The organism is Amycolatopsis deserti (assembly GCF_014653945.1).
Classification (GTDB): domain Bacteria; phylum Actinomycetota; class Actinomycetes; order Mycobacteriales; family Pseudonocardiaceae; genus Amycolatopsis_E; species Amycolatopsis_E deserti.
In genome coordinates this window covers 214,984-229,530 of the sequence record NZ_BNAU01000005.1, presented here as the reverse complement: position 1 = coordinate 229,530, position 14,547 = coordinate 214,984, and the positions used below count along the sequence as shown (strand labels likewise).

Below are 14,547 nucleotides of genomic sequence, written 5' to 3'. Positions count from 1 at the left end.
CCCGGCGATGGTTGAGACGCGCCGCAGCCGACCAACCCGCCGGCGACGGTTGGCACGCGCTGCAGGTCGCCAACCTGCGCGGTGGTGGCGGGCACATGCCCCGGCCCGCCGGCGCACCGGGCTGAGGGCCAGCGCCGCGCCGCACACCACCAACCCGCCCGGTGGCGGTTGGCACGCGCTGCAGCTCACCAACTGCTCCCGCGGCCGCCGCTACCCACCCAAGCCCCTCGACGCACCCCGGGTGGCTGGGGCGCGGTGGCGGCCGCCGACCCAGGCGTCAGTCTGCTCCGGTGCGCGGCGGTGGCATGGTCAGCGGCTCCAGAACCAGTCCTTGTCCCGCGCCTGCTTCAGCGCCTCCCGTTTCCGGTCCTTCTCCAGCCGGTCCAGGTAGAGCGTGCCGTCGAGGTGGTCGGTTTCGTGCTGGAGGCATTGCGCCAGCACGCCCTCGCCCTCCACGGTGACCGGCTCGTTGCGCAGGTCGACTCCCCGCACGACCGCGCGCTTCGCCCGGCGGGTCGGGAACCACAGCTCCGGCACGGACAGGCAGCCCTCGTTGATCTCGTGCGTCTCCTCGGACAGCTCGACGATCTCCGGGTTGATCACGTACCCGAACAGGTTGTCCACCTCGTAGCTGAACACCCGCAGGCTCACCCCGATCTGCGGCGCCGCCAGCCCGGCGCGCCCGGCCGGCCGCACCGAGTCGAGCAGGTCGGTCACCAGCTGCTCGAGCCCCTTGTCGAACTTGGTCACGGGGTCGCAGACCGTCTTGAGCACCGGGTCGCCGAAGTACCGCAGCTCCCGCAACGCCATCAGGTCGTCCTCTCACTCGATCGGGTCACGAAAAGTAAATCGTGTTCGCCCGGAGTGAGCCAACCGAGGGCGTGGTGATCTCAGGCTCGTAGTCGTAGTCCTTTCGGCGTGGCGCGGAAGCCGGCGTCGCGCAGGACGTGGGCCAGTGCGGAGGTCAGGGCCTGTTCGCCGTCGGCGCGTTGGACGGCCAGTTGCCCGAGCCAGCCCTCCCGGACGGCGCGGGACAGGGCGTGCGCGGCGGCCTTCAGCGTCGGTTCGTCCTCGGTGAACGACAGCAGCGACCGGCCGCCCCGTTCGACGTACAGCGCCGGCACCCCGTTGACCAGCACCACCAGCGCCCCGGCCTTGCGGGCCGGGCGGTGCTTCGTGTCGCCCAGCGCGGCCGGCCACGACAGCGCCGCGCCGTACGGCTGGGCCGGGTCCGTCGCCGCGAGCACCACCGCGTCGGTCATCGCGTCCGGCCGCCGGGTCCCGCCCGGGTCGGACAACGCCCGCAGCCGGTCCACCGCCCCGCGTGCGGCGAACTGCGCGGCGCCCAGGCCCTCCACGACGTAGCCGCGGATCACCTGCCCCGAGTCCTCCATCGCCCGCAGCACCTTGTAGATCCCGGAGAACCCGCCGGTGACCCGCTCGGTCTCCAGCGCACCCCGCGTCAGCACGCCGTGCCGCTCCAGGAACGCCTCGGTCCGCGCGTGCGTGCGCCGCGTCGGATCGGTCTCGCGCAGCGGCGCCAGCGCCCACCGCCCGGCGACCGTCGGCGGTCCGGTGCGCGACGGCATCGCCGGACGGCCCGCACGCATCCGCCCGTACCGGCTGCGCGGCGTCGCCTGGCGCGGTTTGTGCGCCGCGCCCTTGCCCGACACCAGCGCCCGCAGCGGGGCCAGCGTGTCGCCGGTGACCGTGCCCGCCCACACCAGGTCCCACAGCGCGCCCACCACGTCCGCGTCGTTCGGCGCGCTGTCCAGCAGCGGCGTCACCCGGTCGACCAGCTGCCGGAAGAACAACGCGCCGCCTTCCAGCGCGGAGAGGATCGCCTCGTGCAGCGGGCTGGTCGGCGCCTCCTCGTCGGCCTCGGGCAGCAGCAGGTCGGCCACGTCCGCGGGCGCCAGCGACACCCACCCGTCGCCACCGGCCAGCGCCCCGGCGCCGCACCACACGACTTCGCCCGCGGTCATCAGCTCGTCCATCAGCGCGGGGTAGTACCCGGGCAGGCGGCTCGGCAGGATCAGCGACTCCAGCGCGCTCGCCGGCAGCGGCGCCCCGGCGAGCTGCTCCACCACCGACAGCACGTCGTCGACGCTCGGCGCGGCCCGCATCCGCGCCCCGATCCCGTGCCAGGACGGCAGGAACCGGCCCAGCGCCGCGGGCTCCACCGGCTCGACCTCGGCGCGCAGCCGCGCCAGCGACGCCCGCCGCAACCGCCGCAGCACCGCCGCGTCGCAGTACTCGGTGCCCGCCCCGTGCGTGTCCGGATGCCCCACCGGACGCAGCTCGCCGCGCACCAGACGGCCCTCGGCGGTGAGCCGGTCGAGCACACCCGTCACCACAGCCGGCCCGAGCCCGAACCGGTCGGCGGCCTGGTGCGCGGAGAACGGCCCGCGGATGCGGGCGTACCGGGCCAGCAGATCACCCAGCGGATCGGCGACCGGCTCGGTGAACGCCTCCGGCACGCCGATCGGCAGCGCCACCCCGAGCGCGTCCCGCACCCGGCCGGCGTCCTCGATGGACAGATTGCGGCTCTCACCCGCGATCCGCACCCGGATCACCCGCCGCTGCGCGACCAGTTCGTCGAGCCACTCCGGCCGCACCCCCCGCGCGGCCGCCTCCGCATCGGACAGATCACCCAGGAACCGCAGCAGGTCCGCGGTCTCCTCGGCGTTGCGCGCGTGCCGGTCCGGCTCCAGCCGCTGCAGCGACCGCTCGACCTCGTCGACCACCTCGGCGTCGAGCAGCTCGCGGATCGCCTCGGTGCCCAGCAGTTCCGCGAGCAGCGTGGAGTCCAGCGACAGCGCCGCCGCCCGGCGCTCGGCCAGCGGCGCGTCCGTCTCGTACAGGAACATCCCGACGTAGCCGAACATCAGGCTGCGCGCGAACGGCGACGGCGACGGCGTCTCCACCTCCGCGACCTTCACCCGGCGCGCCCGCACGTCGGCCATCAGCTCGCGCAGCCCGCCCACGTCGTAGACGTCCTGCAGGCACTCGCGCATCGCCTCCAGCACCACCGGGAACCGCTCGTACTTCGCGGCCACCGACAACAGCTGCGAGGCTCGCTGGCGCTGCTGCCACAGCGGGGTGCGCCGCCGTGGATCACGCCGGGGCAGCAGCAGCGACCGCGCCGCGCACTCCCGGAACCGCGCGGCGAACAGCGCCGAGCCGCCGACCTCGGCGACGATGATCTGCTCGACCTCCTCGGGCTCGATCAAGACGTCGTCGGTGCCGATCGTGACCTCGGCGCCCTCGCTGTCCAGCGCCTCCGGCAGGCGCAGCACGATCCCGTCGTCGGAGTGCATCACCTGCGCGTCCACCCCGCGCTGTTCCCGCAGCCGCGCCGCGATCGCCAGCGCCCACGGCGCGTTGACCTGCGCGCCGAACGGCGAGTGCAGCACCACCCGCCAGTCGCCCAGCTCGTCGCGGAACCGTTCGAGCAGGATCGTGCGGTCGTTGGGCACGTGCCGCGTCGCCGAGCGCTGCTCGGCCAGGTACGTCAGCAGGTTGTCGCACGCCAGCTCGTCCAGACCCGCCTGACGGGCCCGCTCCCGCGCCTTCTCGTCGTCCGAACTGGACAGTTCGCGGACGAACGCGCCCAGCGCCCGGCCGAGTTCGAGCGGGCGGCCCGGCGCGTCGCCCTTCCAGAACGGCATCCGCGCCGGCTCACCCGGCGCGGGCACCACGATGACCCGGTCGTGCGTGATGTCGGTGATCCGCCACGACGACGTGCCCAGCAGGATGGTGTCGCCCACCCGCGACTCGTAGACCATCTCCTCGTCCAGCTCGCCCACCCGCGAGCCGGGGCTGCCGTCGCTGCCCGGCGTCATCACCGTGAACAACCCGCGGTCGGGGATCGTGCCGCCGGAGGTGACCGCGAGCCGCTGCGACCCCGGCCGCCCGCGCAGCTCGCCCGTCACCCGGTCCCACGTGATGCGCGGGCGCAGCTCGCCGAACTCCTCGCTCGGGTACCGCCCGGCCAGCATGTCCAGCACCGCCAGCAACGCGTCGTCCGGCAGCGCGGTGAACGGCGCCGCCCGGCGGACCGTCGCCGCCAGGTCCTCCACCGACCACGGCTCCAGCGCCACCATCGACACGACGTGCTGCGCCAGCACGTCGAGCGGGTTGCGCGGGTAGCGCACGGCCTCGATCGCCCCCGCCGTCATCCGCTCCGACACCACCGCGCACGACACCAGGTCGCCCCGGAACTTCGGGAACATCACCCCGGTGGACACCGCGCCCACGTGGTGCCCGGCCCGGCCGACGCGCTGCAGCCCGGACGCGACCGTCGGCGGCGCCTCGATCTGCACCACCAGGTCGACGGCGCCCATGTCGATGCCCAGCTCCAGCGACGACGTGGCGACCACGCATGGCAACAGCCCGGACTTCAGCTCCTCCTCGACCCGGGTGCGCTGCTCGCGGGACATCGAACCGTGGTGCGCCTTCGCGACCGTCGCCTCCGCGCCGGTGGTCAGCCCGGACTCGCCGATGGCCTCGGCCGGGAACCGCTGGTCGGCCGACAGTTCCGTCTGCTCCGCGGCCAGCTCGTTGAGCCGCGCCGTCATCCGCTCCGCGAGCCGCCGCGAGTTGGCGAACACGATGGTGGACCGGTGCTGCCGGATCAGCTCCAGCACCCGCTGCTCGACCGACGGCCAGATCGACGGCCTGCGCACCGCCGCGGGCTCGTCCGGCGGCCCGTCGTCGGAGGGCAGCATCGTGTCCAGCCGCTCCAGCGGGCTCGGCGCGGGCGCGTCCAGGTTCGCCATGTCCTCGACCGGGACCTCGACCCGCACCTCGATGGTCTTCGCCGTCTTCGGCTGCACGACCCGCACCGGGCGGCCGCCGGTGAGGAACGAGCCGACCTCGTCGATCGGGCGCACCGTGGCGGACAGGCCGATCCGCTGCGCCGGCTTCGGCAGCAACGCGTCCAGCCGCTCCAGCGACAGCGCGAGGTGCGCGCCGCGCTTGCCGCCGGCCACCGCGTGCACCTCGTCCAGGATCACCGTCTCGACGCCGCGCAGCGACTCGCGCGCCGACGAGGTCAGGATGAGGAACAGCGACTCCGGCGTGGTCACCAGGATGTCCGGCGGGGTCTTCAGGAACGTCCGCCGCTCGGCCGGCGAGGTGTCCCCGGTGCGCATCCCCACCGTGATGTCCGGGGGCGTCTGCCCGAGCCGGTGGCTGGCCTGCCGGATGCCGGCCAGCGGCGCCCGCAGGTTGCGCTGCACGTCGACCGCCAGCGCCTTCAGCGGCGACACGTAGAGCACCCGGCAGCGGTGCTGCGCGTCGGCGGCCGGTGGTTCGACCGCCAGCCGGTCCAGCGCCCACAGGAACGCGGCCAGCGTCTTGCCCGAGCCGGTCGGCGCCACGACCAGCGCGTGCTCGCCCGCCTGGGCCGCGCGCCACGCCCCGGCCTGCGCCTCGGTGGGCGCGGCGAAGGCACCCGCGAACCAGTCGCGGGTGGCGGGCGAGAACAGCTCGAGCACGTCGGTCACGCATCCATCATGAACGGGGGGTACGACAATTTCTCGCGGGTGCCGCACGCGCGGTCCCGGGCAGCGTGGCAGCATCACGTCCTGGCCTGGGTGGATCGTGAGGGGAAGAGCTGTGCGCATCCTGTCGGTGGATCTCGGTACGTCCAACACCGTGGCGGTGCTGTCCGCGCACGGACGGCCGCCGCGCGTGGTCGAGGTGGACGGCTCCGCCACCATGCCCTCGGCCGTGTTCGCCGAGGAGGGCGGCACCCTCGTGGTCGGCCGCGACGCCGAGCGCCGGGCCCGCCTGGACCCCACCCGCTTCGAGCCCAACCCCAAGCGCCGCGTCGACGAGCAGACGCTGCTGCTCGGCCAGGACGTCGTGCCGGTCAACGAGGCGCTGGCCGCGGTGCTGCGCCGCGTGCTCGACGAGACCACCCGCCAGCTCGGCGGCGAGCTGCCCGACGAGGTCCGTCTCACCCACCCGGCGCAGTGGGGCCCGACCCGGCGCAACGTGCTGCTGTCCGCGGCCCGGCTGGCCGGCCTGACCGGCCCGCTGCTGCTGGTGCCCGAGCCGGTCGCCGCGGCCGCGCACTTCGCGTCCTTCCCCGGTCGCGCGCCCGCGCCCGGCCAGGCGCTCGCGGTCTACGACCTGGGCGCGGGCACCTTCGACGTCGCGGTCGTCGGCGCCACCCAGAACGGGTTCACCGTGCTGGCCGAGGACGGCCTGCCCGACCTCGGCGGCCTCGACGTCGACCAGGCGCTGATGGTGCACGTCGGCCGCGAGGTCTCGCACTCGGACCCGCAGCGCTGGCAGCGGCTGCTGCGCCCGGAGTCCACCGCCGACCGGCGCACCCGGCGCGCATTGCAGGAGGACGTCAAGGCCGCGAAGGAGGCGCTGTCCCGGCTGCCGCAGACCGAGGTGCCGATGCCCGAGCCGTTCAGCGACGTCCTGGTGACGCGCGGCGAGCTGGAGGCGCTGGTGCGCCCGGCGCTGCTGCGCAGCGTCGAGCTGCTGGGCCGCACGGTCGCCGCGGCCGGGCTGTCCCCGGACCGGCTGGCCGGCATCTACCTGGTCGGCGGGTCGAGCCGGCTGCCGCTGGTCGGGTCGATGATCGCGGAGAAGCTCGGCATCGTGCCCACCAGCCTGGACCAGCCGGAGACCGCGGTCGCCCTGGGCGCGCACCACGTGGCCCGCGACGGCATCAGCATGCGCACCCAGAACGTCGAGGGGCAGGTGGCGGCCACCGGGACGCCGCCGGGGTTCCCGCCGCCGGTCGCGACCGTGCCGGGCACCCCGCCGGGCGGTTACCCGGGCGCCGCGCCGTACCCGCGGGGCGGGTACCAGCCGGCGCCGTCGAACTTCCCGAGCCTGCCCCCGGCCGCGCCGCCGAAGAAGGACCGGAAGAAGCTGATCGCCGGCATCGCCGCGGCCGTCGTGGTGCTGCTGGCCGCCGGCGCCACCTACCTGCTCTGGCCGTCGTCCAGCTCGTCGGCGACCACGTTCAGCGCCGCCGAGTGCCGTCAGCCCGGCGCGGCCGATCCGGAGGGCTTCACCGGCTGCCTGCGCCAGCTGGCCGGCACCGTCGCCGACGGCCAGTGCGCGCCGGGCGCCGGAGCCGGGGACATCGCGCCGCCGAAGAACGAGAACATCGGCGTGCTGACCACCTGCTCGGCGCCCGCGCTGGCCGGGGCGCAGGTCACCTACCTGCACGGCGTGTCGGCGGCCAAGGTGAAGGAGTACACCGACCGGCTGCTCGGCGCGGTCGGCGGCAACCAGGTGCGGGCCGCGTGGAAGGGCAACGGCCTGGACGGCAGCTACTCGGCGGCCTCCGGGCTGAGCTCGGCGGTGCTGGTGTTCACGGTCGCCGACCGCCCGCTGGCCGGCGTGATCTACCAGAAGGCGGGCAACGGGCAGACGCCGCTGTCGGCCGGCGACCTGGCCACCTACTTCGAGCAGAACGTGCAGCCGGGGGAGTAGCTACTTCCGGTTCCGCGTGTTCCACAGGGCGCGCAGAGCGACGACGAGGGCGGCGATCAGGACGGCCGCCGAGGCCACGGTCATCGCGGCCGGGCCCCAGGACGGCATCTCCTGCGCGGAGGTCATGCCGTCACGGTACCCGGCCGGCCGGTCGCTACCCTGGGTTCGATGCGCATCACCGTGTTCCGCCAGCTGATGGCCGACGAGTTCGGGCCCGGCCGGGCGGAGATCCTGGCGAAGGACCACGTCTTCAGCGGCCTGGGCGGCCGCACCGTCGAGCAGGCGCTGGCCGAGGGCACCCCGGCGAAGGAGATCTGGCGGGCGGTGTGCGCCGAGTTCGACGTGCCGCCGGAGCGCCGGTGACCTCGTCCGGGAAAATCCGCGCCTCCGGGTGTGTCGCTCTTGCCTCGAACACGTGTTCGGCTATTGTGTTGTCCACATCGGGGTCAACGATCCACAGCCTCGTCTCGGCGCCCGGAATTGTCGGACCCCGCCCGTAGTCTCGGGCCCACAGCGAACACAAACCCGAATACCAGCCCCACAGGCTCCAACGACGAGGTGGATTTCCATGCCAGCAGCACCCGACAAGGACAAGGCGCTCGAGCTCGCCCTGGCCCAGATCGACAAGCAGTACGGCAAGGGTTCCGTCATGCGGCTGGGCGAGGAGACCCGCCCGCCCATCGGCGTGATCCCGACCGGCGCCATCGCCCTCGACATCGCGCTCGGTATCGGCGGGCTCCCGCGCGGCCGCGTCATCGAGATCTACGGCCCGGAGTCCTCCGGTAAGACGACCGTGGCCCTGCACGCGGTCGCCAACGCCCAGAAGGCGGGCGGGATCGCGGCGTTCATCGACGCCGAGCACGCGCTCGACCCGGAGTACGCCAAGGCGCTCGGGGTGGACACCGACGCGCTGCTGGTGTCCCAGCCGGACACCGGTGAGCAGGCGCTGGAGATCGCGGACATGCTGATCCGCTCCGGCGCGCTGGACATCCTGGTCATCGACTCGGTGGCCGCGCTCGTGCCGCGCGCCGAGATCGAGGGCGAGATGGGTGACTCGCACGTCGGTCTGCAGGCCCGGCTGATGAGCCAGGCGCTGCGGAAGATCACCGGTGCGCTGTCCAACTCCGGCACCACGGCGATCTTCATCAACCAGCTGCGTGAGAAGGTCGGCGTCATGTTCGGCTCGCCGGAGACCACCACCGGTGGCAAGGCGCTGAAGTTCTACGCCTCCGTCCGGCTCGACGTGCGCCGCATCGAGACGCTCAAGGACAGCGGTGAGGCGGTCGGCAACCGCACCCGCGTCAAGGTCGTGAAGAACAAGGTCGCGCCGCCGTTCAAGCAGGCCGAGTTCGACATCCTGTACGGCGTCGGCGTGTCCCGTGAGGGCTCGCTGATCGACATGGGCGTCGACCAGGGCATCCTGCGCAAGTCCGGCGCCTGGTACACCTACGAGGGCGACCAGCTCGGCCAGGGCAAGGAGAACGCGCGGAAGTTCCTGCGCGACAACCCGGACATCGCCAACGAGATCGAGAAGCGCATCAAGGAGAAGCTCGGCATCGGGCCGCAGGTCGACGCCGAGGCGGCCGAGCCCGCTCCGGTCGACTTCTGATCGATGCCCAGGTTCGACCCGACGGAGCTGTCCCGGGACGAGGCGTGGAAGAAGGCCAAGGAGGTCTGCTTCGACCTCCTGGCCGTCCGCGCCCGCACCAAGGACGAGCTGCGGCAGGCGTTGCGGCGCAAGGGTTTCGACGACGAAATCCGTGAGCAGCTGCTCGGCAAGCTGGACGACGCCGGTCTGATCGACGACGCCGCGTTCGCCGAACAGTGGGTGCGTTCACGCCACGCCTACCAGGGCCTGGCGCGCACCGCCCTGGTCGCCGAGCTGAAGCGCAAGGGCGTCGACGCGGAGGTGGCCGCCCAGGCGGCGGGCGAGATCGACCGCGAGTCGGAGGAGCAGCGGGCGCGCGAGCTGGTGCGCAAGCGCATGCGTTCGATGACCACGCTGGACGAACAAACCGCGACGCGCCGCCTGCTCGGCACGCTCGCCCGCAAGGGCTACCCGCAGGGCCTGGCGTACACCGTGGTGCGCGAGGAACTCCGCAAGGCCGGCGCGGAGTCCACCCCCCTGGACGACGCCACCCTGGACTGAGCTTCGGCTACTGGGGAATGACACGGGGCAAAAACCCACCGCAGCTCGCGCGGTGGGTTTTTCCTTGTGTGGGCGGGGTGCGGCTGTGTGGTTCTCGAGCGGCGGCGGTTGTAGGGCGGGCGAGCTGGTCATCCACCACGTCCTTCGTCTGATCAGGAACCACGAAAAGGTAGCGGCGGAAAGCGTCCGGCGCAGGTCGGAAAGGCGCATTTCGCGGCCGCACGAACGGGCCACTTCAGGTACTCACGACTGGCCCTTTCGCCCACCCGCGACAGGGATCAAAGCCTCACCGAGGGGCGTGATCCCGTACAGCACACTGCGCCCGGACCGCTCCCGCGTGACGAGACCGTTCTCGCGCAGGATGCGGAGGTGCTGGGACACCGCGCTGGGCGTCACGGCGAGCGTGCGTGCCAGATCGGTGGTCGTCGCCGGAGAGCGGAGTGCTTCCAGCAGCTCGGCGCGTGCCCGGCCGAGCAACCGGACCGCGCCTGCCGACGGGGCCCGCGGCGCCCACAGCGTCCCCACCCCGCGCGCCGGGTAGCGGACCGTCGTCTGGGTCGTCGTGTGGCCCTTGATCATGACGTGCGCCGGGCCGAGCGCGACGGGCATCAGCACCAGACCGCCGGGCCCCAGCTCGACGACCCGGTCCGCGCCCTGCAGCACCAGGCGGCCGTCGCGCCAGTGCAGGTCGGGGTGCAGGCCGCTGAACAACGCGGCCGCGCCACCGGTCGCCAGCTGCCGGGCTCTATAGGCGATGTCGGCCTCCAGGACGGCCCGGATGCGTGGCCAGTGTGGCGCGATCAGCCGCTCATAAGCCGTCCGCAGCTCGGCTGTAATCGCCCCCAAACCCACTCGCGGGCGGGCGGCCAACGCAATCACGCCGTCCGGGAGATCGGCGCCGAAGACGCGGGACAGGCTCGCACGCACCTGAGCGGCCGTGGTCCGGCGCACCGCCGCGAGATCGTCTTCGAGCGAAGGCTCCGCACGCCGCGGAGCCGGGATCAGGAACGACGGCCAGCTCGTCCGGTCGCCGGCGATCAGCGGCCACACCCCCGGCAGATCGAGCGGCGCCCGGGCGAGTTCGTCCTCCGCCCAGCGCACCCACCGCAGGTTCACCGCCCGGCGCACGCGCCCCGCCAGCTGTTGCAGCCCCGCGACGGTCTCCGACAGCGGTGAGATCGCGAACCGGGTCGCCGCCAGCTCGGACACGCCGAGTTCGACCGTCAGGGGCATGACCCGAGTATGTAGCGCAGCGCTCAACCGTGTCGCACGTTCGCCGACGCCAAGATCCTCAGCGCATGAGAGCGACCTACTGGCGGCTGTGGTGGGCCGCGGCCGTCGACGCCCTCGGCGACGGCGTGTTCACCGCGGCGGTCCCGCTGCTGGCCGTCACCCTGACATCCGACCCCCGGCTGATCGCCGTCCTGTCCGCCGTGACCTACCTGCCGTGGCTGCTGCTGTCCCTCCCGGCCGGGGCGCTCGTCGACCGGCACGACCGGGCCACCCTGATGTGGCGCACGCAGGTCGTGCAGGCGTTGCTCATCGGAGCTGCGGCGGTCCTCGCCGCGCTGCACGCCTTGAGCCTGCCCGTGATGGCGATCATCGCCTTCGGGCTGGGAGCGTGCGAGGTCCTGTTCGGCAACGCGGCACAGGCGATCCTGCCGGATCTCGTCGCGAAACCGTTGCTGCACCAGGCGAACGGCTACCAGCAAGCGGTCATCATCACCGGTCAGCAGTTCGCCGGTCCACCGCTGGGCAGCCTCCTCTTCGCCGTTTCCGCCGCACTTCCCCTCACCCTCGATGCCGTGACCTTCGCTGTCTCCGCCGCGCTCGTGGCCACGCTGCCTCGCAACCCACCCGGCACGCGGCCCAAGACCCCGATCACCGACGGCCTGCGCTGGCTGGCCCGGCACAGGCTGCTCCGCACCCTCGCCGCGCTGCTGGCCGTCAACACCTTCTGCGCGCAGCTCGGCAACGCCACCCTCGTCCTGTTCGCCACCGAGACCCTGCACCTGAGCACCCGCGGTTACGGCCTGCTCCTCACCGGCGCCGCCGTCGGCAGCCTGGTGGCCGGGCTGCTCGACATCCACGCGCGGCGCGCCCTGCACGTCGCACTGGTGGGGAACGTGGTGATCTTCGTGGCGATCGGCCTGAGCCCGAACGCGCTCGTGCTGGCGCTGTTGCTGGCCGCCAACGGGTTCGCCACCACGCTCTGGACCGTCGTGACCGTCAGCCTCCGGCAGCAGCTCGTCCCGGCCGAACTCCTCGGCCGGGTCAACAGCGTCTACCGGATGCTCGGGTGGGGGCTCATGCCGTTCGGGGCGCTCGCCGGCGGTCTCGTCGCGCACCTGTTCGGCCTCCGCGCCCCTTATCCGATCGCGGGACTACTGCGCGGCATCGCCTTCCTGGCTCTCCGCTCAGGCCTGTAGCGCCTCAGTCATCAACTCCAGTGCCTCCTGCAGGCGCTCGATCGGTTCGTGGCCGAAGCCGAGCCGGAAGATGGCCGGGTCGTCGCCGAACCAGTCGCCCGGTGCGATCGCCACTCCGGCCGACCTCAGCCGCCTGTAGAACTCCGGCGCGCCGGAATCCAAGCGCAGGCAACAGAAAGATCCCGCGTCCGGGCGGATCCAGGTCACCCGGCCGTCCTGCCGCGCGACCCAGTCCGACACCGCCGCCAGCCCGGTCCGCATCCGCTCCCGCTTCGCGGCCAGCACCTCCTCCGCACGCCGCAACAACTCCAGCGCCAGGAACTCGTCCAGCGTGCCGCACGACACGGCGCTCGCGAACTTCGCCTGCCGCAGCTCCTCGTACCACGCGGCGTCCCGCACGGTCAGCCATCCGATCCGCAGCCCGGGCGCCCCGTGCGCCTTCGAGAACGACCCGCACGTGATCACCCGCGGGGACACCGTCGCGAACGACTCGATCTCCGAGTACGCCGCCTCCCGGTACGTCTCGTCGACCAGCACCATCGCCTCCGGGCACACCTCGTCCGTCGCCGACAGCACCGCCACGATCTCGTCCCGCGTCAACGCGACCCCGGCCGGATTCTGCGGCGTCGCCAGCATCACCAGCCGCGTCCGTGGCGTCAGCGTCGCACGCAACGCCTCCACATCGAGCCGGTACCCGTCCTCGAACCGCAGCCGCACCGTCCGCACGCGCTCCGCGAGCCCCCGCGCCAGCCCGAGCATCGGTGGATACCCCGGCTGCACCACCACGACCTCGCCCTCGGTCAACAGCCCGACGAGGAACAACGCGGTCCCGGCACCCGTCGTGACCAGTACCTCGTCCGCGGCCACCCCGAGCCGGGCGCCCAGCAGCGCCCGCAGCTCGCCGTCCCCGGCGGACGTGCCGTACCCGAGCGGGATCTTCGCCAGCCGGCCGACGTCCACCAGATCGGCGACCGTCAGGTCACCGCAGGTGCTCTCGGCCAGGTCGTACCGGGGAGCCTCGTCCAGCAGGCTCGTCATCGCGCTCGGCGGGAAACGTCGCATGCCCATCACACTCGTCCGCCACGGCCGCGCCGGACAGAGCCAATCCGGCGCCATTGGCTCGCGGATAGTCCTCCCACGCCTGCCGCAACCGCCGCACCGCCTCGGACAGCGCCTCCCGCGGCAGCGTGAACGGCACCCTGATGTGCTCGCTGCTGGACTCGTGCGCGGCCAGCGAGGTGCCCTCCAGCAACGCGACGCCGTACCGCAACGCGAACTGCGCGAACCGCCGCGAGTCCACCCCCGGCAGCCGGATCCACAGCGTCTGCCCGCCCGGCGGCGTCCGGAACTCCCACGACGGCAACGCCGCCCGCAGGTCCCGCACCACCTGGTCCCGCCGCTCCCGCAGCTCGCACTGCCGTTCCGCCCGCAACCGGTCGAGCCGCGCGAACAACGCGACCCCGACCGCCTGCGCGACGACGTCCGTCCCGAGGTCGGCGACCGCCTTGAGCCGCGCCAGGTCGGCCGCCGTGCGCGGATCGGCCCGGACCCAGCCGATCCGCACCCCGCCCCAGATCAGCTTGCTCAGCGACCCCACGCTGATCACCCCGCCGCCGTGCCGGGCCAGCGGGGTGGGGCGCGGGCCGTCCAGCGTGAGGCCGGCGAGGACCTGGTCGTCGACCAGCGGCACCCCGTGCGACTCGCACAGCGCCACCACCCGTCGCGCCGCGTGCGACGGCAGCACCGAGCCGGTCGGGTTCTGGAACGCCGGCACCAGGTACACGAGCTTCGCCCCGGCGACGACCTCGGCCAGTCCTGGCACCGACACGCCGTCGGCGGTCAGCGGCACCCCGAGGATGCGCGCCCCGCTCCCGCGGAACGCGTCCAGCGCGCCCGGATACGTCAGCTCCTCGACCGCCACCGCGTCACCGGGTCGCAGGAACAGCTGCGCCAGCAACGAAATCGCCTGCTGCGCGCCGGAAGTCACCACGATCTGCCCGGGGTCCGTCGGCAGCCCCTGCGCCGCGTAGAAGCCGGCGATCGCCTGCCGCAACGCGGGAATGCCGGACGGGTGGTAGCCGATCCCCAAGTCGCCGAGCGCGGCCTCGGCGACGACCTCCGGCAGGCACGCCGGCTGGGGCGGCGCCGCGCAGGTGAGGTCGATCAGGTCCGGCACGGGATCGAGCAGGTGCAGGAACATCGGGTTGAACTCGGCGACCACCCCGCGACCGGGCCGCGGCGGCCGCCGCACGAACGTGCCGCTGCCGCGCCTCCGCTCGACCAGACCGTGGTCACGCAGGACGTCGTAGGCGGCGACGGCGGTGTTGCGGCTGACCGCCAGTTCCGCCGCCAGCGCCCGCTCGGTCGGCAGCCGGCCGTCCGCGGGGATCTCGCCGCGCTCGATCAGGGCCTCCAGCCGCGCGGCCAGCTTCAGGTAGAGCGCTTCGTTCCCGCTCGACCACCGTCCGAGCAGTTCCGCGAGCCTGCCGGCGTGCATCC

Annotated in this window: 11 protein-coding genes; 5 read left to right on the top strand and 6 right to left on the bottom strand. The window is 73.2% G+C overall.

The window, feature by feature from the left end; all coding sequences use genetic code 11:
* Positions 1 to 309: 309 nt before the first annotated feature.
* Both def and IE290_RS22130 read right to left on the bottom strand, forming a co-directional pair.
* Positions 310 to 810, bottom strand: coding sequence for a peptide deformylase (gene def / locus IE290_RS22135; RefSeq protein WP_191246591.1), 501 nt, complete (start codon positions 808 to 810; stop codon positions 310 to 312).
* A gap of 80 nt (positions 811 to 890) precedes the next feature.
* A complete protein-coding gene (locus tag IE290_RS22130) occupies positions 891 to 5,510 on the bottom strand; it encodes an ATP-dependent helicase (RefSeq protein WP_191246590.1) in 4,620 nt (1,539 codons plus the stop codon).
* A 112-nt stretch (positions 5,511 to 5,622) separates the two neighbouring features.
* On the opposite strand from IE290_RS22130, the gene IE290_RS22125 reads away from it, so the two are divergent.
* Positions 5,623 to 7,470 (top strand): Hsp70 family protein, encoded by a 1,848-nt coding sequence (locus IE290_RS22125; protein WP_191246589.1) that lies wholly within the window; start codon positions 5,623 to 5,625, stop codon positions 7,468 to 7,470.
* On the opposite strand, the gene IE290_RS38300 is transcribed toward IE290_RS22125, so the two are convergent.
* Complete coding sequence (locus IE290_RS38300; RefSeq protein ID WP_268246386.1) at positions 7,471 to 7,596, bottom strand: hypothetical protein; 126 nt, start codon at positions 7,594 to 7,596, stop codon at positions 7,471 to 7,473.
* Positions 7,597 to 7,638: 42 nt separating this feature from the next.
* Here IE290_RS38300 and IE290_RS22120 point away from each other — a divergent pair, with 42 nt between their 5' ends.
* From IE290_RS22120 to IE290_RS22110, 3 genes are all read left to right on the top strand, one after another.
* The gene (locus IE290_RS22120; protein ID WP_017983957.1) at positions 7,639 to 7,833 is read left to right on the top strand and encodes a DUF3046 domain-containing protein; all 195 of its coding nucleotides are present in this window, start codon (positions 7,639 to 7,641) and stop codon (positions 7,831 to 7,833) included.
* Positions 7,834 to 8,038: 205 nt separating this feature from the next.
* A complete protein-coding gene (gene recA / locus IE290_RS22115) occupies positions 8,039 to 9,079 on the top strand; it encodes a recombinase RecA (RefSeq protein WP_017983956.1) in 1,041 nt (346 codons plus the stop codon).
* 3 nt (positions 9,080 to 9,082) lie between these two features.
* Complete coding sequence (locus IE290_RS22110; RefSeq protein ID WP_191246588.1) at positions 9,083 to 9,619, top strand: regulatory protein RecX; 537 nt, start codon at positions 9,083 to 9,085, stop codon at positions 9,617 to 9,619.
* A 243-nt stretch (positions 9,620 to 9,862) separates the two neighbouring features.
* Here IE290_RS22110 and IE290_RS22105 read toward each other — a convergent pair whose 3' ends face one another.
* Positions 9,863 to 10,852: an ArsR/SmtB family transcription factor gene (locus IE290_RS22105; RefSeq protein WP_191246587.1), complete on the bottom strand. Its 990-nt coding sequence runs from the start codon at positions 10,850 to 10,852 to the stop codon at positions 9,863 to 9,865.
* Positions 10,853 to 10,917: 65 nt separating this feature from the next.
* Between IE290_RS22105 and IE290_RS22100 the strand changes: the two genes are divergently transcribed.
* Positions 10,918 to 12,048 (top strand): MFS transporter, encoded by a 1,131-nt coding sequence (locus IE290_RS22100; RefSeq protein WP_191246586.1) that lies wholly within the window; start codon positions 10,918 to 10,920, stop codon positions 12,046 to 12,048.
* Here the strand turns inward: IE290_RS22100 and IE290_RS22095 are convergent.
* A complete protein-coding gene (locus tag IE290_RS22095; protein ID WP_229874649.1) occupies positions 12,037 to 13,110 on the bottom strand; it encodes a pyridoxal phosphate-dependent aminotransferase in 1,074 nt (357 codons plus the stop codon). The two genes, IE290_RS22100 and IE290_RS22095, sit on opposite strands and share 12 nt — an antisense overlap.
* Positions 13,028 to 14,545 (bottom strand): aminotransferase-like domain-containing protein, encoded by a 1,518-nt coding sequence (locus tag IE290_RS22090; protein WP_191246585.1) that lies wholly within the window; start codon positions 14,543 to 14,545, stop codon positions 13,028 to 13,030. The genes IE290_RS22095 and IE290_RS22090 overlap by 83 nt, the downstream gene beginning before the upstream one ends.
* Between the last annotated feature and the right edge of the window lie 2 nt (positions 14,546 to 14,547).

What these genes read in the sequence shown, in the direction of transcription:
- def (WP_191246591.1), bottom strand. Translation starts at nt 810, where the DNA reads ATGGCGTTGCGGGAGCTGCGGTACTTCGGCGACCCGGTGCTCAAGACG.
- IE290_RS38300 (WP_268246386.1), bottom strand. Translation starts at nt 7,596, where the DNA reads ATGACCTCCGCGCAGGAGATGCCGTCCTGGGGCCCGGCCGCGATGACC.
- IE290_RS22120 (WP_017983957.1), top strand. Translation starts at nt 7,639, where the DNA reads ATGCGCATCACCGTGTTCCGCCAGCTGATGGCCGACGAGTTCGGGCCC.
- recA (WP_017983956.1), top strand. Translation starts at nt 8,039, where the DNA reads ATGCCAGCAGCACCCGACAAGGACAAGGCGCTCGAGCTCGCCCTGGCC.
- IE290_RS22110 (WP_191246588.1), top strand. Translation starts at nt 9,083, where the DNA reads ATGCCCAGGTTCGACCCGACGGAGCTGTCCCGGGACGAGGCGTGGAAG.
- IE290_RS22105 (WP_191246587.1), bottom strand. Translation starts at nt 10,852, where the DNA reads ATGCCCCTGACGGTCGAACTCGGCGTGTCCGAGCTGGCGGCGACCCGG.
- IE290_RS22100 (WP_191246586.1), top strand. Translation starts at nt 10,918, where the DNA reads ATGAGAGCGACCTACTGGCGGCTGTGGTGGGCCGCGGCCGTCGACGCC.
- IE290_RS22095 (WP_229874649.1), bottom strand. Translation starts at nt 13,110, where the DNA reads ATGCGACGTTTCCCGCCGAGCGCGATGACGAGCCTGCTGGACGAGGCT.
- IE290_RS22090 (WP_191246585.1), bottom strand. Translation starts at nt 14,545, where the DNA reads ATGCACGCCGGCAGGCTCGCGGAACTGCTCGGACGGTGGTCGAGCGGG.